Here is a 22,676-nt window from a genome sequence, read left to right on the forward strand (position 1 = left end):
ATTTTTTGTCCTTAATTAAATTTGGCCCACAAGCCGAGATAATGGAATGGGTGGAGGAAAATGGGCAATTACGATGAAACTCTGTCAATTTGTAAAATATTTGTTACACACAAACCATCAAGACAAGAAAGTGAGTGTTATCAAGGGATTGAAAGATGGTGGTTTGATTTACAGCAGAGTAATAGATGTTATTGAATTGTTACATATGTACTTTTGTCAGCTAAGGTGATAAATCGAATATTAGACTGATGATGCAAAAAAGCCGCTGTAGTCAGCGGCTTGATGAGTTCTAGAAAGAACCTAATTCGAATATAAGGTTCGCGTTAATCCCAGTCGAGGATCGACCAGTTCGGTTGATCAGCTAACGCTTTTAAACGCGGGCATGGATTCACCAAGTAAGTAAAATCAGCGTGTTCACACAAAGGTAAGTCGTTGATTGAATCGGTATAAAAGTGGATGTCTGAGTAGTTGGTTTCTTGATTGTCTAACCACTCTTTTAAACGCGTCACTTTGCCTTCACGATAGCTTGGTACGCCTGATATTTGAGAAGTAAAACGGCCTTGGTTTTCAATCAAATCAATACCGAGTGCATTCTCGATACCAATCTTACGACCCACCGCTTCCACTAAGAAAGTCACGCTGGCAGAGATGATCAACATGTCGATATCATCATTCTCAAGCAGCTCAATCAAGGGTTTCGACTGCTTGAACTGTCTAGGCAAAATATGCTGTTCGACACACTCTTCAACCAATGCTGTAACTTGCTCTGTTGGCATATCGGCTAAAGGCTGCATGGAAAACGTGAGGTAATCTTCCATATTCAGTTTACCTTCCGAATACAGGCCCATTAAGCGCTTATCTTCTTCAATAAAGTTGGGCGCAGTGGCAATGCCCTTTTCAACCAAGAACTCATTCCAAAGCATTGCTGCATCGGCATTGATCAGCGTTTCGTCCATATCAAATACATACAAAGGTTTGAACATCTTAGGCTCTCACAGGTTGAATTTCGTTAAGGTTAAACAGGAGTTCAAGTTGGCTGCCGTTTGCCAACAGTCGTTCAGAAGAACGGTTAAGTAAGTCGACGGTTAATTCACATTCATCGACGTCCACTTGATAGCGAATCACGTTACCCAAAAGCTGGTGGTTACGAATGGTGCCCGTTTTCGGCGCGGAGATATGCTCGCCATACTGTCGGCCTTGCTCTTTAACGTAGATAGATTCAGGACGAATCGCCACCTTCCACTCGGTTTCAATGTTGAAAAGTTGCTTGGCCTTGTTCGCTTGCACCAGATTGTAGTGCCCCATGAACCCAGCAACAAACTCATTGGCAGGTTGAGTGTAGATCTCTTCGGGTGTGCCTGCTTGGACGATCTCACCTTTATTCATCAAGAAGATGCGGTCAGACATGATCATCGCTTCTTCTTGATCATGAGTCACGAAGATCGTGGTCAGGTTCATCTCTTTCTGAATATCTCGGATCTGTTGGCGTAGGTGCTTTCGGATCTTCGCATCCAGCGCCGAAAGCGGTTCATCGAGCAATAGAATACGCGGCTTGACCACCAAGGCTCTTGCCAAAGCGACACGTTGACGCTGACCGCCCGATAACTGATGCGGGTAAAACTTCTCTTTGCCTGTTAAGTCCACCAGCCCAATCACTTTCGCGACTTCGCGCTTAATCTCATCAGCAGCAAGCTTTTTCATCTTAAGGCCAAACGCAATGTTGCCTTCAACCGTCATGTTCGGGAACAACGCATAAGATTGAAACACCATACCGATGCCACGCTCTTGCGGCACTTGGTGAGTAATCTCCTCACCATTCACCCAGATTTCGCCACCATCGACCGGATTCAAACCAGCCAAGCTACGTAGCAAGGTCGATTTACCACAACCACTTGGGCCAAGCAGCGTGATGAATTCCCCCTTCTCGATTGAGAATTCAATGTCTTCAAATACTGTATTGTCACCAAAGCGCTTGGTGAGGTTTTTCGCATTTACATAGCTCATTATTTGGTACCTTGGCTGAAACGACTTGCCAACCAAGTCAGTAAGAAAATAAACAGGAAGTACGTCATCACAAGGGCTGACGTGAAGTGACCACTGGTTTGACGCATGTTGTATAGGTAAATTTGCAGCGTCTCGTAACGTGTACCCACCAAGATGTTGGCGAACACGAACTCGCCCAATAGGAACGAGAACGACAAGAACAGCGATGCCATTAAGCCTTTCTTAAGGTTTGGCAGAATAATCAATAAGAACGCCTTGGTGGTGCTTGCGCCGAGCAGATGAGCTGCGTCCATCAAGTCATGCAGGTTAATAGCTTCAAAGCTGTTGGCAATCGCGCGATACATGAATGGCAGCGCGATGGTGAAGTAGGTACCAATCAGAATCCACGGCGTACCTATCAGTGAGATTTCGCTATCGGCATACAGCTGAAGTAAGCCCACCGACGACACCACTGGCGGCACTGCGAACGGTAATAAGATCAGGATATTCATCACCTTGTCGAGTTTCGGGAAATAGTAAAACACCACGAAAATCGCAGGCAGAACCAACACCACACTCAATGACAGCGCCGCCACACAGATAAACAGTGAACGGCCAAAGGCTTGTAAGAAGCGAGGATCCGTCAACAGGTTGATGTACCAATCCAAAGTAAAACCGTCAGGCAAGATCGTCGCGCCCCAACGCGAAGAGATCGAGTAGATGAAGGTCGCCAAGATCGGGATCATCATGATGCCAACGATCGAATAGACCACGGTTTTATGAAAGCGTGTATTTACGGTGTTCATTACTTTCTCTTCCCTGCGTAGCTTTTGCTGATCAGCCATTGGTTAATCACGGTGATGAACGCCAGCATCGCCATCAGAATCACGGAAATTGCCGCTGCTAGGTTTGGTTCGAGGAACAAATCGCCTGATACCAAGCTCGCGATCCGAATCGTAATCACGTTGTAGTTACCCGATGTCAACGCATACACGCTCGCATACGCGCCAATCGCATTAGCAATCAAGATGATGAAGGTGCCGAACAAGGCAGGAGATAACACAGGCAGCGCGATTTTGGTCCAATACTGCCAAGTTTTCGCGCCAAGCAATGCCGAAGCTGCTTGCCAGTCGTCACTCAAGGCATCGAACGCTGGATACAGCAATAAAACCGCCAATGGGATCTGGAAGTAGATGTAAATCGCAAGCAAGCCCCACTTGCCATACAGGTCGAAATCACCCAGCAATCCATACTGTTTGAGCAATAAGGTGATAGCACCGTTGGTGCCCAAGATGATGATGAAGGCGAATGACAGAGGCACACCTGAGAAGTTGCTGCTCATGTTGGTAAACGCAATCACCGCATCGCGGATTTTAGAATCAACGCGGCGCAGTGAAGAAACGAGCAGAGTCGCAATCGCTAAGCCAACAATACTCGACCAAATCGACAGCCATAAACTGTTGCCAAAAGCCTGCATCATGAAGGCAGAATCGAATATCTCAGAGTAGTTTTCGAGAGAGAGCTCATCATCGTAGAAGAAGCTGTTGATCAGCACCCAAACCATAGGTGCCAGTTGGAACAGATAGAAAAACAGTGCGAAAGGCGCAAGCCACAAGGCGGGCTTGAAGCGTTGAAACAAAGATTTGGTTTTGGGTTGAAGCGCAGAGCCATCGCTCTGCGTGATTACAGAACTGCTCATAAGGCCAACAATTCCTGAGTGTAAGATTTATCGTGTTCAAGGTTGAGTAGCTGACACACGCTGCCGCAGATGTCGGTCTGTTTCACTGAACATTCTTGGTGTGTGAACTTATCGCCAATCACAAAGAATGGCACTTCGCGCTCTTCAGGCAGAATGCCACCGTGAGACAAGTCATTGTTCATGCCGTGGTCACTGGTGATGATCACTTGATAACCATCGTCTACCCATTTCTCAAGGTAGTTCGACAGGTAGATATCCGCGCCACGAGCACTGTTGCGGTATTGGCGAGAGTCCAGCCCGTGCTTGTGCCCCATGTCGTCAATGTTCATTGGGTGAATCAGCAAAAAATCCGGTTGATGAGTGACCCGCAGGTGCTCTGCATCCAAGAACAAGGCTTCATCTGGGTAGTGGTCCCAGTGGTAGAAACAACCGTGTTGAATGTTCATGGTTTCATCGTTGGTGAAACGGTCACGCACAGCATCAAATGGCGCTCGGTTATAAAGCTCACTCACCCAATGATATGCCGCTGCAGCCGTCACTTTACCCTGCGATTTCGCCAAGCTAAAGATCGACTCATGATTCGATAAACGCACGATTTGGTTGTTAACGATGCCACTCTCGACAGGGCGAACACCGGTCAGGATGCACTCATACAGTGGACGTGACATAGACGGCAGCTCGCACTGCACAGGGTAAAGCGTGGCGCGCAGCTTATTTTTTTGCGTGCTCTGCGAAGTGCTCTGTTCATTGTGCGAATCGCCCTGTTTTGTCTGCATATCACTTAGTTCTAGAAGACCGTTCAGGTAGCCCATGCAATCACGGGCTACCTGATAGTTCAGTCCATCTAGAACAACAAGGATAACCTTATTGCTCATGGTCTATTCTCTATTGCTTGTTTCTATAAGCCACCCGTTACAGGTGGCGTGTTAAGCGGGGTTATTGCTGGTGAATCAATACGCTTTCTTGCCATTGACGTGGTAGACGACGTGCTGATTTTTCCCATGCTGAGAAGTCAGATACTGGGTGCACGTTGCTGTATTCATCGTTCGAGATCAGCTTGTCTTGTACTGATTGAGGTAGCGAAACGCTGCTACGGATTGGGCGCGCGTAACCTTCTGCTAGGTTGATTTGTCCTTGGTCGCTGAAGATATATTCACGAGCCAACTTCGCCGCGTTCGGGTTTTTCGCGTATTTGTTGATGATGGTGGTGTAACCAGAGATCACTGAACCATCTTGTGGAATGCTTACCGTAAAGCGCTCACGGTCGATCTTGTCGCGGTAATTCAGTGCGTTGAAATCCCACATGATTGCCACTTCCACTTCGCCTTTTTCAAGGTTAGCGATACTTGGATCTGTGTAAGACAGGCGGCCTTGCTTCGCTAGTTCACCAAAGAATTTAATCGCTGGTTTTAGGTTCGACTCGTCACCACCGTTAGCAAATGCAGCCGCTAGAATTGCGTTGTTTGCTTGTGCGGCAACGCCTACATCACCAACAGTAACTTTGTAGTCGCCTTCTAGTAGATCGCTCCAAGATTTTGGGGCATCTTCAACAAGGTTATTGTTTGAAATGAACGAGATAGTACCTGTGTAAGCCAGAGCCCAGTGACCATCTTTGTCTTTCGCCCAATCTGGAATGTCATCCCAAGTCGTTGGCTTGTATGGCTGCGTTACGTCTTTCTGCACAGCGACACGTGCAAAGGCGAAACCAACATCACCGATATCTGCAGTTGCGTTTCTTTTCTCTGCTTCAAATTTCGAGATCTCTTGAGCCGAGCTCATGTCTGTATCCTGATGCTTCAAACCGTAGTTTGCTTTCAGGTCAGCCCATGTGCCTTTCCAGTTTGCCCAACTGTCTGGCATACCCACACTGTAAACCGCACCCTCTTTTTGAGCGGCTTCAATCAGTGACTCAAGATCAGCATCCTTCGCCATCGCTGGCATTGAAAGTGTTGCCGTTATTAACGTTGCGCCAATCAGTTTAGATGGCGATACAGTTGAACGGCTAAGCAAAGTTTTCATTGTCTCTATCCCTCTGGACTAGGTCAGTAAGTTCGTTTTGTATGCTATCGCCGGAGTGTGACGCTTTCGCGCAAGTTATTTGACAGTTAGGATGCATTTCCGTGGCAGTTATATTTCACTCATATGACAGCAAGCCTTTGTTTACTGTCACATTCCTGTTAACTCCGTGGTTTACCTTATTGAGCACACGAACTTATGGACTAGATCAGTAATGAGAACATTGGCTACAGGGCAATCAGGGACACAGCTAGGCAGAATTAAGGCGAGCATTAGAGAACAGCTTCAATCAGGCATCTTCACCGAGGGGCAAAAGCTGCCATCCGAAAGAGAGCTCAGCGAGCTGTTTTCAACCACACGAATTACGCTCAAAGATGCGTTGGTATCATTAGAAACCGAGGGCCTGATATACCGAGAAGAGCGCCGAGGTTGGTATGTGTCACCCGAACGTGTTCGCTATAACCCATTGTCACGTTCTCACTTTCATCAAATGATTCGTGAACAACACCGCATAGCAGAAACCAGACTGCTCAGCACCCGCACAGAGATGGCGGCAGGCGATTACGCCAAAGCATTAGAGATAGAGCAGATAACGCCAATACACGTGATTGAGCGCTTGCGTTTTATTGATGGCAGAGCTGTGCTGTTTGTTGAAAATGTACTGAAAGCGCCCTTGTTTGATGGTGTCTTGTCGGAAAACCTCACCATGTCACTAACAGGCATCTACCGAGAAAAATACGGCTACGAGACCCAACGCTCGCGCTTTGATGTGATTCCCACTTCTGCACCTGCCCATGTCGCCAAGGCGTTGAATTTGGCAGAGGGGCAGCCTGTTTTGAAGATCTGCCGAGTGAACTACAAACAAGATGGCGAGTTGATGGACTGCGAATTGGAGTACTGGCGACCAGACTCTGTGGTCATTCATATTGATAGTATTGGTTAGCGCCACATGGCCATTTGTATAGTTTTAGGTTTAAGTTTGGGCTTAGGAAGAAAAAACCAGCACAGACAAAAACTCCGACGGATTTAGTCGGAGTTTTTTAACGATCGAACCTTGATTCATGAGCAAGCTATCTAACTCATGAATCAAGCTTGAGGAACTGTCTAACCCTTGGTGAGTCTGGGTTAGTGAAAAACTTCTCTGGGTTGGATTTCTCAATCAAGATGCCTTTTTCAAGAAATACCACCTGATCCGACACCTGACGCGCGAATTCCATTTCATGTGTCACAACTACCATGGTGTAGCCCTCTTGCGACAATTTCTTCATCACCAATAACACCTCTTCGACCAATTCAGGATCGAGTGCAGACGTTGGCTCATCAAACAGCAATACATCCGGCTCCATCGCGAGAGCTCTGGCAATAGCGACACGTTGCTTTTGCCCACCCGATAACATACTCGGGTAATTCTCTAGTTTGTGCGACATCCCAACCTTATCGAGTTGCTTACGAGCCATCTCTTCGGCGTCTGATTTCGCTATCTTCTTAACGTGAACGAGCGCTTCCATGACGTTTTGCAACACGGTGAGATGTGGCCACAAGTTGAAGCTTTGGAAAACCATACCAAGGCGCTCTCTAAGTTTCGCCAGCTCTTTATATTTGAGTGGTGTACCCGTTTCAGAGTTGATACCAATGCGTTCATCACCCATGAAGATCGTGCCGCGTTCTGGCTGCTCTAGCCAATTCATACAACGTAATAACGTCGATTTCCCCGAACCTGACGAACCGAGAATACTCACCACATCGCCTTTGTTGATGTTGAGGTTGATATCTCGCAGTACTTCGATGCCATCAAACTGTTTCGACAGATTTTCAACCTTGATGATCGTCTCTCGTTCTTCCAATAGTGGCTCGCACTCAATCACTTCCAAACTCACGCTCGAAGAAGGGTTAATCGGTGCTTCCGTTTCAATAATCTCTGATTGTTTAAGCATGGCTAAGCCCTCTAAGTTCAACTTTGGTTTGGATTCGTTTGGTGATGGTTTCAAGTGCAATACTCACAGCCCAGTAGAGCGCGATAGCAATGATGAACGCATTCAATGGGATGAAGTACGTGGATTGAATACTGTTGGCTGCCGCGGTAATTTCTGCGACGGTGATGATGCTAAGAAACGCAGTGTCTTTTAAGCAGATGATGAGTTGGTTCGTGATCAGCGGAACCGACTTAAACAACACGTTAGGGGTGATGACTCGGGTAAAGGTTTTTAATTTAGAGAAGCCATAAGCGTGCGCCGCTTCGATGTAACCTGGCTCTAACCCCTTACGAACACCTCGGAAAATCTCACAAAAATAGGTTCCGTGATAGAGACTTAGCGCGATGATTCCCGCTGTAATCGCATCGAGTCGAATACCAACCTGCGGCAGCCCGTAATAGAGCAGGTACGCTAAGATAAGAAACGGCAAGGTGCGCATCATGCCTATCAAACTATTGATGGTGTACTTCACACCAAGTTTTGAGTTTTCGAGGCAATACAACAAACTGATGCCAATGATGAAACTCAAGATTGAAGACGAAACAAAAAGATAAAATGTGGTCACAAACCCTGAAGCAAACAGCTCTTTTTGTTGCCAGATAATATTCCATTCTTCCATATTTACTCCTTAAACTTACCCGCTCAATAACGCATCACAAGCAGGTAAATGGTGTTTCTGACCAAGTAGCCATGACGGCTAAACTGTGGCTGTTGTTGATAGCTGTGACTGAGATAGATTACTGCTAGCCACACTTACTGCTGCAGATAAGTGGCTCGGTTTTCAGCCACCGCTTGCAACTTCACCAACACGCCAATAATCAACATGTATATGGCACCGGCACATAGAATCGGCCCAAGTGGTTCATAGGTAACCGCAGAGATTCGATTGGTGACACGAGTTAGGTCGACGATACCGATCACCGCAATCGCTGGGCTTCCTTTGATTAAGAACGACATCTCATTGACTAGCGCAGGTAGGCTCATGATCACCATTTGTGGGAACATGATGCGGCGGAAGTAAGTGATGCGTCTCATACCAATGGCTTCAGCCGCTTCCATTTGTCCTTTTGAAAAGTTAAGAAACGCGTTGCGCCAAATCTCTGCATTGAATGCCGATGTATTGAGTGTGAGCGCTAAAATGGCAGAAACGTGTTTATCTAAATTGATGCCAAATGACGGAAAAGAAAGGAAAATAAACAGAGCCAACGTCACCAAAGGCGTTGCTCGTGCCCAACTGACATAGATGCCCAACATTTGATCCACAAACGGGATTTTCATCATTCTAACCAAGGCAATTATTAAGCCGATGACGACACCTAATACAATCGATACTGCCGATATCCATGCCGTTGCCCACGCGCCCTGTAGCAACTGTTCCCAAGCGTAATAATCCATAAACGACCTCTTTGATCAGCGACTTCTTTCGATAGATTGTGCGCCAATGACTCATGGGTTAAACCGCTTTAAACCCAATGGCATGGACACAAACAGTCGCTAACTGTTTGTGTCGGCGCATGCTTATTCATCTATTGAACGGCTGTTAGCTTGCGATACTGCTCAACCGAAGTAATGGCTTCTGAAGGGAGTTGGTCGAACGATTCACCGAACCACTTCTTCTGCAGCTCTGCCATTTTTCCTGTTTGCTCAAGGTGTAGGAAGAATTCCGTTAGGTAAGCCAAAAGCTCAGGATTATCTTTAGGAACTGGCCAGCTCACGAAACCTGGGCCAGAGACTGCTTCGCCTTTTTTGAATACCTTTGACTTGGACTTCACTACCTCGTTAACCGAAACCACACTGTTGATCACATAGTCGATACGGCCAATTGCCAAGTCGGAATACGCTTCTGGATAAGATTGATACTGAACGACTTTGCCCAAAGATTTGCCTTGTGCTTCTAGCATCTCTTCTAGCTCAGGAAGTCGCTCTAGCAAGGCACTGCCCGCTTGTAGACCCACCGTTTTACCATCTAAATCTGCGACAGTATTGATGTCGTCATCACCCGCTCGGGTTAAGAAGTAGTGCTGTGCTGAAGCAATCGGTGGAGTAAAGTCAAAGGCCTTTAAACGGGTGTCGGTAATGATAGCTCCGGTTAACGCCACATCGTATTGGCCAGCGGATACTGACGCGAGTAACCCTGTCCAAGGTAAGATCTCTTGTTCAATATCGAACTTCGAATATTCACGCAGTTCATCAAGCAGATCTTTATTAATCCCAGCCGGATTACCACGATCGATGTAGTTGAATGGCGAATAGTTATCTTCTGTCGCCACTTTCATAAAACCTTGCTTTTCGATGGCTGCAAGCTCGGATGCTTGAGCGATACCAAAACAACCCAGTACGACTGTTGCTGCCGCTGTTGAAACCCATGCCTTCATCGTCATTCCCTGTTTCATACGCTTTCCTTATCGAGATTATTTGCCTGCCTTTACTTTATGAACGGAATGCCTCGAAGACGTAGAGCCAATTTAATTTTCGGGTTGGGACAGAGCTATTTTTAGGTTAGAGCAGAGCACCTTTCTCATTAGATACCGTTCAAAAGCCAGTTCTTAAAACATCCATATGAACTCTGGCTCACTTCTTGCTCTTTTATACAAATAGGACCGAGGTTTACTGAGAATAAGGACTGTATCTCATGGCGATAAATCACAATTGTTTCATCGAGTTTGATTCCAAAAGAAGCCTACAAGAACAAGTACGTAGCTATTTGGTGACGGCGATATTGAATGGTATTTTTCCTGCGGAACAAGCGCTTCCGTCTTGTCGCAAGCTCTCTAGCCAATTGGGCGTCTCACGCAATACGGTCTCGTTGGTGTACGACAGTTTGCTCGATGATGGTTATCTCATCAGCAAGCCTCGCAGTGGTTATTACCTGTCAGAAAAGTATCAAAATCCGAGCGAAGAAATCGATGCGAACTTGGATCATTTTGAATCAACAGACAACGACAATGCACCGGATTGGAGCAAGCGAGTAAAACTGCAATTGAGCCAATACCCTCGCATCGTTAAACCCTCGCATTGGAGCTGCTATCAGTACCCCTTTATTTTTGGCCAACCCTCTATCAATGACTTTCCATTAGCGCAATGGCGAGAAGCCACAAGAAAAGTCACCTCAGATCCACATGACCATCGCTGGCTGTGTGACAAGGTCGATAAAGACGTCGACATGCTGGTCGAACAGATACGCACAAGGGTGCTTCCTCAGCGCGGTATTCATGCCCAAAGTGATGAGATCCTCATAACCTTAGGTTCGCAGAATGCGCTGTATTTGATTTCGACTTTGCTCATGAACCATCAGAGCCGAGTCGGAGTCGAGAACCCCGGCTACAAAGAAGCGAATCACATTTTTAATCTCTCTGGCGCGCAGTTACACCCGCATCAAGTGGATGAACAAGGATTGAGATTCAATGAGCACTCTTCACTGTGTGATCACTTCTATGTCACACCTAGCCACCAAGCCCCAACGGGCGTCACCATGAGTGACGAGCGTCGAGCTCAGTTACTGGAAATGGCCAAAACCAATGATGCGGTGATTATCGAAGATGACTATGACGCCGAGTGCAACGTGGAGTGGAATCCTAAACCCGCGCTGAAAGCCAGTGACAAGGAAGGACGTGTCATCTACGTCAGCAGCTTCTCTAAGCTATTAGCACCCGGCTTGAGATTAGGCTACATCGTGGCACCTGAAGAGTTGATCTACGACCTTAGAATACTGCGTCGCTTGATGTACCGACACGCACCAAGTCGCGTTCAGATGGAAGTAGCGCACTTTATTAAACAAGGTTACTACGACAGCTTTGTAAGGCGCTTTAGAGAAAACACGCGCCAGCGCTGGAAGCTGATCAACGATGCCGTCTTGAAATACCTACCGGATTGTAAACGACTGGCTCAAAGCGAGCAGGCCAACTCTCTGTGGCTACAAACGCCCAGCCACATCAATAGCCAACGTTTAGCATCACGAGCCGCACAGAAAGGAATACTGATTGAAACCGGGTATTCACACTTCATGACTAATACCGAGACGGAATCGGGCTGTGAAGCATTGTCAGAATATGACCCCAACTCCTATTTTCGATTGGGCTTTCACGCCATCGACAAAGATCTGATCGCACCCGGTATCAAAGAGCTGTCAGAGGTGATGAAGATCTAGCATCACTTAAGAGCGGTTTGAGCAGAGTGATTTAGTGAATAAACGTAAAAAGAGCATCAATCGATGCTCTTTTGTCGTTTCTGAAGGTTAGGTTTGGCACGTTGAAAAGAACGGGGAATCCTTTGCCAAAGTGCCTTTGATGCTGTGCTGGCTATCTTATTGAAGAATTAAGAAGCGAGTTCAAACAACACTTCATCAATGATCTTAACGCCTTTCTTTATCTCGCTTGGCTGAATAACCAAAGGTGGCGCAACGTGAATGCGGTTATTCACAATGAAGGTCAACAGGCCTCGCTTGGTCAATTGCGCTTTCAATTGCCCCATTTTTTCATTGCTTAAAGGTGTCTTGCTTTCACGATCTTCCACCAGCTCTACAGCCCAGAACATCCCTTTACCGCGCACATCACCAATCATAGGGTGCAACTCTTGAAGGCTCAGTAGGAGCGGCCCTAGAACGCTGTTACCGACGTTATCAGCATGTGTGACAATGCCCTCTTGCTCCATCACATCGAGCGTTGCAACGATAGAAGCCATCGCCAAAGGGTGACCAGAGTACGTTAAGCCGCCCATAAAGAAGTTTGATTTAAAGTGCTCAACGATCGGTTCGCTGACCACCACGCCACCAGCCGGCACATAACCCGAGTTCACCCCTTTCGCGAAAGTAATCAGATCTGGCACTACATTAAAGTGCTCAAACGCAAACCACTTACCCGTGCGGCCAAAGCCGACCATCACCTCATCAAAGATCAGTTGAATGCCATGTTTGGTTGCCAACTCACGCACACCAACAAGGTAGTCTTTAGGCGGAATGAGAAAGCCAGCGGTTCCCGGAATCGTCTCTAGAATAATCGCCGCAATCGCCGTTGGTCCTTCGCATTCAATCACTCGCTCTAAATGCTGCAGGGCACGCTCACTCTCTTCTGCCTCAGTCGCCGCATTGAACTCGCTTCGATAGAGAAATGGATTGAAGAAGTGAACGTGCCCACGGCTATACTCGTTTGGAATTCGACGAAAATCCCCCGTCGCAGCAATAGCAGTACCTGTATTGCCATGGTAAGAACGGTAAGCAGATAGCACCTTGTCGCGCCCTGTGAATTGTCGCGCCATGCGAATCGCATTTTCGTTGGCGTCTGCCCCTGCATTGGTAAAGAACACCTTCTTAAACGTGCTTGGCGCTTTCGACAAGATGCGCTTGGCCGCCAAACCGCGAGTGAGGTTTGCGGTCGCAGGGGCAACAGTTACCAATGAGTCCGCTTGATCTTTAATGGCTTTGATCACTTGTGGATGCTGATGACCAATGTTGGTGTTAACCAGTTGGCTACTAAAATCAAGGTACTCTTTACCTTCGTAGTCCCACATTTTGCATCCTTGCCCACCCGCAATGGCGATAGGCTCCGCTGCTTCTTGAATCGACCAAGAATGAAATACGCTCTTGTCGAGGTCGATAATATCTTGGTTCACAAGCTGTTCTGTTGATACTTCCATTTTATCGTCTCCATTAACAACACTAGATTCACAGCCGCTCGTGCTTGGCTCGCCTTCGAGAATGAAAGACACAAAACACGACATTGAAAAGGCTGCGCTATCGGATGGAATAATCTTCATCCCAAACGGGGCGGAGCTCATAGTGTCAGTTTCAACAAAACCGTGGGCCAGTGGATCAGCCCAAACCTCCTCCCCGATCCAACCAACAGCCTGACCCAATCCAATCGTCGATCTGGCTCTATTCAAAGTTCTTAGGTGTGAATAGATTGAAAGGCAGACGAGACAAGTCTCATCGAACGCTAATTAACGCAGCAGCAATATCAAAAGCAAAGAGGTGAGCAAGAGTGGAATTAGGGTTGGCGATGACATTGATTCTGTTTGCAGGGGTAGTTCGAGGCTATTCAGGGTTTGGGTTTGCGATTATCGCAGCGCTGTCTCTCAGCTTTATTGTTCCACCATTGCAAGCGGTAACCATCGCTATCCTGTTGGACTTTTTAAGTACCTTTCCTCTGCTCAAGAGAAGTAAAACCACCATCAATATCCGGCTTATTGCACCACTGTGTATTGGCATGTTGGTTGCGGTGCCTTTCTCGCTGTATTTCATTAGCACGATATCGGAATCAAGCTTGAAGGCCTTTATCGCGATGATGTCTTTGGTCGCTGGCACGTTGATTATTTTGGACTTACGCCTCACTTGGTTGCACCAACGACACGCGTTTTGGGCGGGAGCAATTTCGGGGTTTAGCATGACCACCGCCTCTTCAGGAGGGCCGCCATTAGTGACGTATTTGATGAACCTAACCATTAAAACCAGTGAACAGAGAGCCACCGCGATCGTGTTTTTTCTGCTGAGTTCAGCAATTTCACTGGTTGGCTTCATATGGATTGGCGCATTTAACCAAGGATCGTTCATCACAGGTTTATGGCTATTACCGGCAGCTTTGATTGGCAATGTACTGGGGCAAAAACTGTATCTATCAGTACCGAACTTGTCTGCAAAAACAACGACCGCGCCGATTTTGATCGGCATGGCACTACTTATGTTAATTTCAAATTAGAAGGATGTATTTATGGATAAGATAGCGTTCATCACAGGGGCAACCTCTGGTTTCGGCAAAGCGGCGGCAAAACGTTTTGCAGAGGATAACTGGTCGTTAGTGTTGTCTGGTCGTCGAATCGAAAGGCTACTCGACCTAAAGGAAGAATTAACGGTGCCTGTGCATGTAATTCAACTCGACGTTCGAGACGCAGACGCCGTAAAACAAGCCATTGAGTCACTACCCGCTGAGTTCTCATCGATTACCGCATTGGTCAATAATGCAGGATTAGCCTTGGCACCAGAAGGCGCGCCCGATGTCGACTTAAAAGACTGGCACACAATGATCGACACCAATGTCACTGGCTTGGTTAATGTTACTCACGCGCTGCTGCCGACGTTAATTAAAAAAGGCGCAGGAAGCTCAATCATCAATGTTGGATCAATCGCCGGACAATGGCCTTATCCAGGCAGCCATGTGTATGGTGCCAGCAAAGCATTCGTAAAGCAGTTCAGTTACAACCTACGTTGCGACCTACAAGGCACAGGGGTACGAGTGACTGACCTTTCCCCTGGCATCGCAGAAACGGAATTTACTCTAGTAAGAACCAAAGGCAACCAGACGGCTTCAGACAATCTTTACCAAGGCACCACACCATTGTCAGCAGAGGATATTGCCGAGCAGATGTTTTATCTCGCAACCTTACCAGAGCACATCAACATTAACCGAGTCGAAGTGATGCCGACCCGACAAGCGTGGTCTGCATTCGCAATCGATAGAGACTAAGTTCAAACCCACACAAACAAAAAAGGTGGTCTTTTCAGACCACCTTTATCATTTATTTCACACGATACTTAAGACATAACCGACGGCATAAAAGACGGTGTCTCACCCACTACTCTTTTAACGAAAGTAAGCTTAGAGATACTCAGCTAAACGATTTTCTGCTCGTGTTCCTTGCTTGATTCGGTCTCTTTCGACAAGAAACTGGCTACGATCTCTCTCAGTTTCCCCTGGTTAACAGGCTTAGGTAAAAACTCATCCATACCCACATCAAAACATAGGTGCTTGTCTCGCTGTACGACGTTGGCTGTCAGCGCAACGATTGGAATGTGCTTTGCAGACCCTTCTTCGAGCGCTCGGATCTGCTTGGTCGCTTCGAAGCCATCGAGAACCGGCATCTGACAATCCATAAAGATCATCTCGTATTCGTTGGCCTTGAATTTATCGACACCAATTTCACCGTTGTCGGCAATATCAACGTCAAAGCCAAGTTTCTTGAGCATCATCTTTGCGACTTGTTGATTCACTCTCGAATCTTCCACAACTAAGACTTTGCCACTAAAAGAGGCCTTAACCGCCGCAGGTTTTGACTCTGCTTGAACTGGAGCTTGTTTACCGGCTTGTGGGGCGTTTACAGAGACATTGGGATCCTCTTTAACAACCGCCGCAGGTTTGATTAGCGGCACAGGCTCATTGTCTTTAAACGCAACCTCGCCTCTGTTCGGATAAGTAAAGACTGAAGTATCAGCGGCTCTCGCGAGTACCTCACTGATCGTCCATTTAAGCTGATTATCTTGGTAAGGACGCGCAATGTAGGCAACAAAACCGACTTGTTTAGCACGAGCCTCATCTTGCTTTCTAGGGTCAGCAGAGATCATCACTAACTTGGGACACTCACCACCAAAGCGTTCAACTAAGCTTCTTGCCAGTTGAAAGCCATCAACGGACGGCATCACTTTATCTATCAGCACAAGATCATAAGGTGATGACTTAGCCACAGACTCTGAAACCAACTCTAACGCTTGGCTTGCCGTTTCACAGCACTCAGACTTAACACCAAAGGATTGAAGCTGTGTAGACGTTATACGCATGTTCAGCTGGCTATCATCCACAAGCAGAACCGAAACCTTATTGAAATCGATATTGCTTTCATCGGCTTCTAAACACGGGTCAAAGTCAGCCGTAAAAAAGAATGTGCTGCCCTTACCTTCAACACTGGTGAGTTCAAGCTTGCTGCCCATCAATGTCACGATCTTCTCGCATATTGTTAGACCAAGCCCTGTGCCTCCGTAAATACGTGTGGTACTGCCGTCGGCTTGTTGAAACTTATCGAACACCGATTTCTGTTTGTCTTCTGCAATACCGATACCGCTGTCGACAACCTCGAACTTCACTCTGAGTTTTTGTTCAGGCTCAACCACCTCTTCCAAACGAAGCGAGAGCGTGACGTGGCCGTGCTCGGTAAATTTAATTGCGTTGCCTACTAAGTTATTTAGGACTTGTCTTAGTTGAGTACCGTCGCCAATCACCATGGTTGGGATCTTAGGGTCGATCGCTAATTGGAATCGAAGCCCTTTCTGCTCCGCTTTCACTCGGAAGGTTGATTCAACGTCGGCCGCAATGCCCATCATTTTCATCGGCTCTTGCTGAAGCTCTAGTCGCCCCGCTTCGATCTTCGAGTAATCGAGAATGTCATTGATTAAGTCGAGCAAAGTAAGCGAAGAGGTATTGAGCATGTTGATATACTCTTTTTGCTCTTTCGGCATATCCATTTCAGAAAGCAAAGACGACAACCCGATAATCCCATTCATTGGAGTACGGATTTCGTGACTCATGTTGGCAAGGAATTCACTTTTATTACGGTTAGCCACCTCAGCAACGTCTTTGGCTTTTTCCAGATCTTGATATTGTTGACGAATACGTTCTACCGATCGGTTATAGCTACTCTCTAGAGTCGATATCTCATCTTTGTAAGTAGAGTGAGTTGGCGTTATAAAGCGCGGTTTGTTGTCTTCGACCTGTTGCTGGTTGATTTGGGAAGACATGGTCATCAAACGTTTTACGACAAGACGATAGACGATCGTTAAACATACCAGAGACAACAAGAAGATTTTAACGGCTTCGAAGGCGAGCAACAGTAACACTCGTTCTTCAAAGTCATCTAGGATCATGCTCAAGTCTGATTGCACTGTGAGCGTCGCCAACGGGAAGTCTGTGCCGCCCATCTGGTGCACCATTTCCCAAGACTGAGAATAAGATTGGCCTTCGGTCTTTTGACCTAACTCTAGAATTTTTTCATCGGGGCTTTCGATAAGAAGGTAACTGACCGAAGGGAGGCGAGAGATGCCTTCGGCTTGCACAAACAATTGCTCTCTATCTTCCACCCACAAACTGGCCGTTAAACCAGAAAGGTAGCCAGCCTTGACCTGCTCGATCTGAGAGCTGATAAAAGAAACTCGACTTTGGTACTCTACATACAACCCGAGACCTGTCACTATAACTGTGAATAAGGTACTGATCGCTATTATCATCCCGATCAACTGTCGGGAGAGTCCAACGTAGCGTTTTCCTTTTGTCACCATACACGAATTACCATTATTGTTATCCTAGCAAACTACAATTACTCAACTAGTATAATAGTAGTCATTCATCAAATAACTAGGGAAGGTTATGAAAAAACATCTTATCGTTGCATCCATAGTCAGTTTGTTTTCAAGCAGTTATGCTTCTGCAAGCGAACCTCTTCACTACTACATTATTGCGAGCCAAGCGCAACCTTTTCAGATCGAAACTGACGGGTCATCTCACAGAGGAATCGTTTCAGATATTGTGGAGGCCGTGTTTGATGACAGCCAATATGAGATCAACTACCACACCTACCCTTTTAATCGAATGATCGACAAGCTCGATGCTAGAGAGAACCCAAACTGGGTTACCTATGGCAGCCCTAGTTGGGGAAATATCCAATCTGTAAACCTATCTGAAGATCCGATTTACAATGTAAAACACGTGTTACTGAGTAGTGGTAAAAAGCCATTTGAGTTCAACACAATCGATGATCTAGACGGGAAAGCCGTGGTATTGCTGGTGGGATTTGAGTATCCGAACTTGGAACCTTATATCCAACAGGGCAAGCTCAACGAGATTCGAGTAAAAGATTACACTGCTGCGTTTCGTGTCCTGAACCGAGCACCTGGCGATACCGTGTTTGTGGAAATGGAATCACGAATCAAATACAACCTAAACGAGCAAAAACTGAGTATTGATGATTACCAAATGCAAGAGTTTGGTTCTGTAATCAATAACTACCCTATCCATTTGGCGTTTGACCCTGAGATGGATCCTAAGCTGCAAAGCTTCATCAACCAACGGCTAGACACAATGAAAGACGATGGACAGCTCGACGACATCGTACAGAGTTACTTGTAGCACCAGCGTAACGTAGAACTTAGCAACGGATAGCTTGGTTACACACTTTAACTATCATTGATGCCTGACTCTCTAAAACCGAAAAGGCCGCCCTGCTTAATACTAGATAGCAGGGCGGCCTTTTAAATGCGTCTTAGGGGTAATAATAGGTATGCCCGCTATCTGAATCGACGAATCAGTGCGAAGCAATCAAATGCAGTTGCTGAGTACGAAGCTGGTGACGCACTGCCATCAGAATCTTACCCAAATGGTTCTCGCCGGTTCCATCGCCACCATCGCCCCAAAAATGGTCTTTGTGGGAATGTTCTTTGATCACCGAATCTCCGGTATTGGTAAGAAACAGAGCAAACTGCGGATTCTGTCTGAATTTCTCGGTGACGATGAACTGCATCACTTCAACACGAATCTCATACCAATCCTCACGAACTTGGTCTTCGTAGTCACGACTTAAAGAGAACGCTTCAGCAGGTGTGCTCGCTTGCAGAATAGTATTGCGAAGTACTTCGCAGGAGAACTTCATGGCTTGATAATAGTGTTCGCTGGTTGCCCAAATTTGATCATCAACCTTGATGGGGCAAGCTGCAAAATTTGACAGGTATCCGTTTGGATCTTCAGGTTCATAAAATAGCACTTCTTTGGCTTGAGCCACAGAATTAGACATAGCCTTCTCCTTACCAACGACATCGCATATTTTTGCTTTAACTTTAAAATTAGTGGCGTTGAATATGACTGTCAAACAACTTAGTTCAAGAGTATGCCATGTGCGTGTTTTTCATCTGAAAAGCGTAATATCAAAAGGGTTAGGCTAAACGGAACAGTGAGCCAAAGAATCAAGGAGTTGATTAAACCTGGATAGGAACTATGAAAAAACACTTATAAATCAAAGGGTGGCGTTGTGCCACCCTTCTAAATGCAATGGGGATTATTAGTGAATAAGACCTAGCTCCCTCGCTTCTTCCAGACTCAAACCGCTTTCTCTAATTTCTCTTAGAGTCTCGATACGACGACGAGCTTCAGCAGACTTCATTTTCTTTTCTGGTTTGAAAGATACTTCTTCTTCAGCATCCCACTTGTTTGCAATATTTGTCATTTCATCATGGTTGATAGAATTAATGGACATGTTTTCCTCCGAAAAGCACCATGTAATGGACAGGTAATCTGTAGCAAATGCTTTTTCGCTTGTTAAGAAATTCTGTACTGAAGTGTGATGATTCCGACGCTTCACAAAGCTAATTAATAAATGCCTCATTTAAACTTTGCCAAAGCCATTTTCTGCAATTACATTTAAAAGATTCCCCATAAGAAATGTGGTTTGATCCAACTCTCATTTTCCCCGTTTTCAATGCTTCTCTTCTGCTGAAAATTCGTGAAATAACCCAAGATAAATTTCGAGGCACTTCATCCTTTTCGTGCTCGTCGCTTCCACTAAATCCAGCACATGTTAATGATAATAGTTATCAATATCATAACTGAGTATTTATCATGTCTGTGGGAAATTCAGATAAACCACTTCTCGAAGTGAAGAATCTATGTGTCGACTACATCACCGATGACGGTGATTTCAATGCAGTCAAATCCGTTAGCTTTAACATAGGCCAAGGCGAGATTTTCGGCTTAGCCGGAGAATCCGGTTGTGGCAAAAGCACCATCGCATTTGCCATTAACCGCCTGCATAAGCCGCCAGCTTTCATCTCGGGAGGACAGATACTGTTTGGTGGGCAAGATCTACTGAGCTTATCGGACAGCCATTTGAATACCTTGCGTTGGAGTGAGATCGCGATGGTGTTCCAAAGCGCCATGAATTCACTCAACCCCGTATTAACCATCGAAGAGCAGTTTGCTGATGTGCTGCGTCACCATAAAGGCATGACCAATGAACAGGCCAAAGATCGCGCCGAGAAACTGCTCGACCTTGTGAATATTCCACGCCATCGCCTAACAGAGTACCCGCATCAATTCAGTGGCGGCATGCGTCAGCGTTTGGTGATTGCCATTGCTCTCGCCCTTAACCCAAAGCTGATCATCATGGACGAGCCAACCACAGCGCTGGATGTGGTTGTACAGCGCGAAATATTGCAGCAGATACACCAACTCAGAGAGGAGTTTGGTTTCTCGATACTCTTCATCACCCATGACCTCGCACTAATGAGCCAGCTGTGCGATCGCATTGCCATCATGCGCCACGGCAAGATAGTTGAGGTCAATAACGCCCATGAGATTCGTAACAACCCACAACACTCCTACACCCAAAAGCTATGGAGTTCTTTCCCTAATATTCATGAACATGCTCACGCGACGGCGTGCTAGGAGAGCTCCATGTCACAACCTATTTTTCAAGTAAAAAACCTCGTTAAAGAATTCACTGTTGGTGGTGGATTTGGCAAAGAAGAGATCTTTAGAGCACTGCATGGTGTCAGTTTTGACTTACATGCAGGCAAAACACTGGCACTGGTTGGTGAATCTGGCTGCGGGAAAAGCACCTGCGCACGATTGATGACCAAGGTTTACCCTGCGACAGAGGGAGAGATACTGTTCAAAGGCAGAGACATCTCTACGCTGAAAAGCCGTAAAGATATCTTAGATTATCGCAGCCGTGTGCAAATGGTTTTTCAAGACCCCTTTGGTTCACTCAATCCCACTCACACCATTGAGCACCATTTAACGCGCCCACTTAAGATCCATAAACAGGTAGCCACTAAACAGGCTCTCACAGAGCGCCTCAAAGAGTTGTTAACGCTGGTGGAGTTACCCATCGAAACTCTCGCCAAATACCCGCACGAGCTCAGTGGAGGCCAAAGACAGAGGGTTAACCTAGCCAGAGCACTGGCCGTTGGCGCTGAGGTTATTCTTGCTGACGAACCCACCTCGATGTTGGACGTCTCGATTCGACTTGGCGTGTTGAACCTGATGCAAAAAATGAAGAAAGAGTTGGGGATTGGCTTTTTGTACATAACCCACGATCTTGCCACAGCACATTACATTGCAGAAGAGACAGCGGTGATGTACAAAGGACAGATCGTCGAATGGGGATCAACCCAGTCGATCTTAACCAATCCACAACACCCGTACACTAAGCTGTTGATCTCTGCCGTCCCTGATCCCGATCTGCCATTTGGCGAACTCGTCAAAAATGAGCCAAACTATTCAATAGACGCTGATCGTATTCGAGAGCAGAACAGTGAAATACAGCATGAAATCAAACAAGTTTCTGATAATCACTTTGTAAAACAGTGGGATAACGTTGCATGAATGAACTAGGCACTTGGTTAGAGCGGATCGGAGATTGGTACAAAGACCGAAAGCATGATCAAGTGGACCGGTTAGAACCTTTGATCTTAACGCCTCCAGATGCGCTCTGGGGGCCATTGATCACGGATGAGCAGAGTAAAGGCATCGCATGTTGGCTAGACGGATGCCTGAGAATCTTTACTTTCTATCGCCACCTCGCGGATTCATCGAACTCGGAGTTGGCTTCGCAAGAGGCCAGCAGCTCAAGCCATCAAGATAAAGCCTACCAATACCTGATGTTTGCCTACAGTAAGCTGCAAGCGGTGTCATGCGACCCAAAATCAGAAGCTGGCTTGCAAGAATGGTGTACACAGCGGCTACAACACTTGTGTGTATTGGCTTTGGAGTTTACGAACCAACAGCAAGAACCACGTTGGAAAGCAGAATCAGAGAAATTGATCGAATCACATGTACGATTTATGGCAACCCATCCCCGAAACGATGATCAAGGCAGCATTCAACGCCATCTCCACTGATCAAGCCCTTCTCGATCAAACATCAAATCAAAATCTCATCAGAGCTAGATCCGTAGAAAGCATGATCTAGCCTTGATCATGCTTCGGCGTTTAATTATGTAAGCTATTGAATTTTAATGATTGACTGAATTTAAGGCAAAAAAAAGCGAGTCCCTTAGGAACTCGCAAAAATCTATTCAGTATGATGTAACAAAATATGAGCCAATCTATTAATCATAAGAAAGGACAAAGGTTGTCTATTCGGGATAAATAATAATCAACTAGATGCGTTACTTTGTCATCACTTTGTCAGCGTTAGGTACGATTTTAATCAGCACCTAATGTGTTCAAAACTATCCATTCAGCGACGATAAAACAGGCT

Annotated in this window: 23 protein-coding genes; 9 read left to right on the forward strand and 14 right to left on the reverse strand. The window is 46.3% G+C overall.

Annotated elements, in window-relative coordinates; genetic code table 11:
* Positions 1-46: 46 nt before the first annotated feature.
* Positions 47-229, forward strand: a complete 183-nt coding sequence (locus MSG38_RS09140; RefSeq protein ID WP_248401666.1) for a hypothetical protein — start codon at positions 47-49, stop codon at positions 227-229.
* A 94-nt stretch (positions 230-323) separates the two neighbouring features.
* Here MSG38_RS09140 and MSG38_RS09145 read toward each other — a convergent pair whose 3' ends face one another.
* The 6 genes from MSG38_RS09145 to MSG38_RS09170 form a co-directional block, all read right to left on the reverse strand.
* Positions 324-983 carry an HAD family hydrolase gene (locus MSG38_RS09145; RefSeq protein WP_248401667.1) on the reverse strand — a complete coding sequence of 220 codons (660 nt, stop codon included), beginning with the start codon at positions 981-983 and terminating at the stop codon, positions 324-326.
* A 1-nt stretch (position 984) separates the two neighbouring features.
* Positions 985-2,004 carry an ABC transporter ATP-binding protein gene (locus MSG38_RS09150; RefSeq protein ID WP_122081402.1) on the reverse strand — a complete coding sequence of 340 codons (1,020 nt, stop codon included), beginning with the start codon at positions 2,002-2,004 and terminating at the stop codon, positions 985-987.
* Positions 2,004-2,789 (reverse strand): ABC transporter permease, encoded by a 786-nt coding sequence (locus MSG38_RS09155; protein WP_004732591.1) that lies wholly within the window; start codon positions 2,787-2,789, stop codon positions 2,004-2,006. The genes MSG38_RS09150 and MSG38_RS09155 overlap by 1 nt, the downstream gene beginning before the upstream one ends.
* Entirely contained in the window at positions 2,789-3,682 is an 894-nt protein-coding gene (locus tag MSG38_RS09160) for an ABC transporter permease subunit (RefSeq protein WP_017061233.1), read from the reverse strand. The genes MSG38_RS09155 and MSG38_RS09160 overlap by 1 nt, the downstream gene beginning before the upstream one ends.
* Positions 3,679-4,557 carry an alkaline phosphatase family protein gene (locus MSG38_RS09165; protein ID WP_102489499.1) on the reverse strand — a complete coding sequence of 293 codons (879 nt, stop codon included), beginning with the start codon at positions 4,555-4,557 and terminating at the stop codon, positions 3,679-3,681. The genes MSG38_RS09160 and MSG38_RS09165 overlap by 4 nt, the downstream gene beginning before the upstream one ends.
* A gap of 61 nt (positions 4,558-4,618) precedes the next feature.
* A complete protein-coding gene (locus MSG38_RS09170; RefSeq protein ID WP_248401668.1) occupies positions 4,619-5,701 on the reverse strand; it encodes an ABC transporter substrate-binding protein in 1,083 nt (360 codons plus the stop codon).
* A gap of 211 nt (positions 5,702-5,912) precedes the next feature.
* On the opposite strand from MSG38_RS09170, the gene MSG38_RS09175 reads away from it, so the two are divergent.
* Positions 5,913-6,641 (forward strand): UTRA domain-containing protein, encoded by a 729-nt coding sequence (locus MSG38_RS09175; protein WP_050620242.1) that lies wholly within the window; start codon positions 5,913-5,915, stop codon positions 6,639-6,641.
* A gap of 136 nt (positions 6,642-6,777) precedes the next feature.
* Here MSG38_RS09175 and MSG38_RS09180 read toward each other — a convergent pair whose 3' ends face one another.
* The 4 genes from MSG38_RS09180 to MSG38_RS09195 form a co-directional block, all read right to left on the reverse strand.
* On the reverse strand, positions 6,778-7,632 hold the full coding sequence (locus MSG38_RS09180; protein WP_282450362.1) for an amino acid ABC transporter ATP-binding protein: 855 nt from the start codon (positions 7,630-7,632) through the stop codon (positions 6,778-6,780).
* On the reverse strand, positions 7,625-8,290 hold the full coding sequence (locus MSG38_RS09185; protein WP_050653103.1) for an ABC transporter permease subunit: 666 nt from the start codon (positions 8,288-8,290) through the stop codon (positions 7,625-7,627). Before MSG38_RS09185 ends, MSG38_RS09180 begins: the two co-directional genes overlap by 8 nt.
* Before the next feature lie 134 nt (positions 8,291-8,424).
* Positions 8,425-9,066, reverse strand: a complete 642-nt coding sequence (locus tag MSG38_RS09190) for an amino acid ABC transporter permease (protein ID WP_248401669.1) — start codon at positions 9,064-9,066, stop codon at positions 8,425-8,427.
* Between the two features lie 131 nt (positions 9,067-9,197).
* Complete coding sequence (locus MSG38_RS09195) at positions 9,198-10,064, reverse strand: transporter substrate-binding domain-containing protein (protein WP_248401670.1); 867 nt, start codon at positions 10,062-10,064, stop codon at positions 9,198-9,200.
* Positions 10,065-10,303: 239 nt separating this feature from the next.
* On the opposite strand from MSG38_RS09195, the gene MSG38_RS09200 reads away from it, so the two are divergent.
* A complete protein-coding gene (locus tag MSG38_RS09200) occupies positions 10,304-11,818 on the forward strand; it encodes a PLP-dependent aminotransferase family protein (protein WP_248401671.1) in 1,515 nt (504 codons plus the stop codon).
* A 167-nt stretch (positions 11,819-11,985) separates the two neighbouring features.
* Here the strand turns inward: MSG38_RS09200 and MSG38_RS09205 are convergent, their stop codons facing one another.
* Positions 11,986-13,302, reverse strand: a complete 1,317-nt coding sequence (locus MSG38_RS09205; RefSeq protein WP_248401732.1) for an aspartate aminotransferase family protein — start codon at positions 13,300-13,302, stop codon at positions 11,986-11,988.
* Between the two features lie 362 nt (positions 13,303-13,664).
* Between MSG38_RS09205 and MSG38_RS09210 the strand changes: the two genes are divergently transcribed.
* Complete coding sequence (locus MSG38_RS09210; protein ID WP_050712455.1) at positions 13,665-14,360, forward strand: sulfite exporter TauE/SafE family protein; 696 nt, start codon at positions 13,665-13,667, stop codon at positions 14,358-14,360.
* A 12-nt stretch (positions 14,361-14,372) separates the two neighbouring features.
* Positions 14,373-15,125 (forward strand): SDR family NAD(P)-dependent oxidoreductase, encoded by a 753-nt coding sequence (locus MSG38_RS09215; RefSeq protein WP_248401672.1) that lies wholly within the window; start codon positions 14,373-14,375, stop codon positions 15,123-15,125.
* Between the two features lie 146 nt (positions 15,126-15,271).
* Here the strand turns inward: MSG38_RS09215 and MSG38_RS09220 are convergent, their stop codons facing one another.
* Positions 15,272-17,704, reverse strand: coding sequence for a response regulator (locus tag MSG38_RS09220; protein WP_248401673.1), 2,433 nt, complete (start codon positions 17,702-17,704; stop codon positions 15,272-15,274).
* 88 nt (positions 17,705-17,792) lie between these two features.
* On the opposite strand from MSG38_RS09220, the gene MSG38_RS09225 reads away from it, so the two are divergent.
* Positions 17,793-18,551 carry a transporter substrate-binding domain-containing protein gene (locus MSG38_RS09225; RefSeq protein WP_050632634.1) on the forward strand — a complete coding sequence of 253 codons (759 nt, stop codon included), beginning with the start codon at positions 17,793-17,795 and terminating at the stop codon, positions 18,549-18,551.
* A 175-nt stretch (positions 18,552-18,726) separates the two neighbouring features.
* On the opposite strand, the gene MSG38_RS09230 is transcribed toward MSG38_RS09225, so the two are convergent.
* Complete coding sequence (locus MSG38_RS09230) at positions 18,727-19,287, reverse strand: NADAR family protein (protein ID WP_048610177.1); 561 nt, start codon at positions 19,285-19,287, stop codon at positions 18,727-18,729.
* A 189-nt stretch (positions 19,288-19,476) separates the two neighbouring features.
* Complete coding sequence (locus tag MSG38_RS09235; protein WP_017061218.1) at positions 19,477-19,671, reverse strand: hypothetical protein; 195 nt, start codon at positions 19,669-19,671, stop codon at positions 19,477-19,479.
* 362 nt (positions 19,672-20,033) lie between these two features.
* On the opposite strand from MSG38_RS09235, the gene MSG38_RS09240 reads away from it, so the two are divergent.
* Genes MSG38_RS09240 through MSG38_RS09250 form a run of 3 tightly spaced genes read left to right on the forward strand, consistent with a single transcriptional unit; the run spans position 20,034 to position 22,315 of the window.
* Positions 20,034-20,858: an ABC transporter ATP-binding protein gene (locus MSG38_RS09240; RefSeq protein WP_048610179.1), complete on the forward strand. Its 825-nt coding sequence runs from the start codon at positions 20,034-20,036 to the stop codon at positions 20,856-20,858.
* Between the two features lie 9 nt (positions 20,859-20,867).
* Positions 20,868-21,800 (forward strand): ATP-binding cassette domain-containing protein, encoded by a 933-nt coding sequence (locus MSG38_RS09245; RefSeq protein ID WP_248401674.1) that lies wholly within the window; start codon positions 20,868-20,870, stop codon positions 21,798-21,800.
* Positions 21,797-22,315, forward strand: a complete 519-nt coding sequence (locus MSG38_RS09250) for a transcriptional regulator (RefSeq protein ID WP_248401675.1) — start codon at positions 21,797-21,799, stop codon at positions 22,313-22,315. The genes MSG38_RS09245 and MSG38_RS09250 overlap by 4 nt, the downstream gene beginning before the upstream one ends.
* Positions 22,316-22,676: the final 361 nt, after the last annotated feature.

Source organism: Vibrio sp. 1CM24A (genome assembly GCF_023161725.1).
In the GTDB taxonomy this organism is placed as follows: Bacteria; Pseudomonadota; Gammaproteobacteria; order Enterobacterales; family Vibrionaceae; genus Vibrio; species Vibrio coralliirubri.

Coding starts and splice junctions, on each gene's coding strand:
- MSG38_RS09140 (WP_248401666.1), top strand. CDS start 47: ATGGGTGGAGGAAAATGGGCAATTACGATGAAACTCTGTCAATTTGTA.
- MSG38_RS09145 (WP_248401667.1), bottom strand. CDS start 983: ATGTTCAAACCTTTGTATGTATTTGATATGGACGAAACGCTGATCAAT.
- MSG38_RS09150 (WP_122081402.1), bottom strand. CDS start 2,004: ATGAGCTATGTAAATGCGAAAAACCTCACCAAGCGCTTTGGTGACAAT.
- MSG38_RS09155 (WP_004732591.1), bottom strand. CDS start 2,789: ATGAACACCGTAAATACACGCTTTCATAAAACCGTGGTCTATTCGATC.
- MSG38_RS09160 (WP_017061233.1), bottom strand. CDS start 3,682: ATGAGCAGTTCTGTAATCACGCAGAGCGATGGCTCTGCGCTTCAACCC.
- MSG38_RS09165 (WP_102489499.1), bottom strand. CDS start 4,557: ATGAGCAATAAGGTTATCCTTGTTGTTCTAGATGGACTGAACTATCAG.
- MSG38_RS09170 (WP_248401668.1), bottom strand. CDS start 5,701: ATGAAAACTTTGCTTAGCCGTTCAACTGTATCGCCATCTAAACTGATT.
- MSG38_RS09175 (WP_050620242.1), top strand. CDS start 5,913: ATGAGAACATTGGCTACAGGGCAATCAGGGACACAGCTAGGCAGAATT.
- MSG38_RS09180 (WP_282450362.1), bottom strand. CDS start 7,632: ATGCTTAAACAATCAGAGATTATTGAAACGGAAGCACCGATTAACCCT.
- MSG38_RS09185 (WP_050653103.1), bottom strand. CDS start 8,290: ATGGAAGAATGGAATATTATCTGGCAACAAAAAGAGCTGTTTGCTTCA.
- MSG38_RS09190 (WP_248401669.1), bottom strand. CDS start 9,066: ATGGATTATTACGCTTGGGAACAGTTGCTACAGGGCGCGTGGGCAACG.
- MSG38_RS09195 (WP_248401670.1), bottom strand. CDS start 10,064: ATGAAACAGGGAATGACGATGAAGGCATGGGTTTCAACAGCGGCAGCA.
- MSG38_RS09200 (WP_248401671.1), top strand. CDS start 10,304: ATGGCGATAAATCACAATTGTTTCATCGAGTTTGATTCCAAAAGAAGC.
- MSG38_RS09205 (WP_248401732.1), bottom strand. CDS start 13,302: ATGGAAGTATCAACAGAACAGCTTGTGAACCAAGATATTATCGACCTC.
- MSG38_RS09210 (WP_050712455.1), top strand. CDS start 13,665: ATGACATTGATTCTGTTTGCAGGGGTAGTTCGAGGCTATTCAGGGTTT.
- MSG38_RS09215 (WP_248401672.1), top strand. CDS start 14,373: ATGGATAAGATAGCGTTCATCACAGGGGCAACCTCTGGTTTCGGCAAA.
- MSG38_RS09220 (WP_248401673.1), bottom strand. CDS start 17,704: ATGGTGACAAAAGGAAAACGCTACGTTGGACTCTCCCGACAGTTGATC.
- MSG38_RS09225 (WP_050632634.1), top strand. CDS start 17,793: ATGAAAAAACATCTTATCGTTGCATCCATAGTCAGTTTGTTTTCAAGC.
- MSG38_RS09235 (WP_017061218.1), bottom strand. CDS start 19,671: ATGTCCATTAATTCTATCAACCATGATGAAATGACAAATATTGCAAAC.
- MSG38_RS09240 (WP_048610179.1), top strand. CDS start 20,034: ATGTCTGTGGGAAATTCAGATAAACCACTTCTCGAAGTGAAGAATCTA.
- MSG38_RS09245 (WP_248401674.1), top strand. CDS start 20,868: ATGTCACAACCTATTTTTCAAGTAAAAAACCTCGTTAAAGAATTCACT.
- MSG38_RS09250 (WP_248401675.1), top strand. CDS start 21,797: ATGAATGAACTAGGCACTTGGTTAGAGCGGATCGGAGATTGGTACAAA.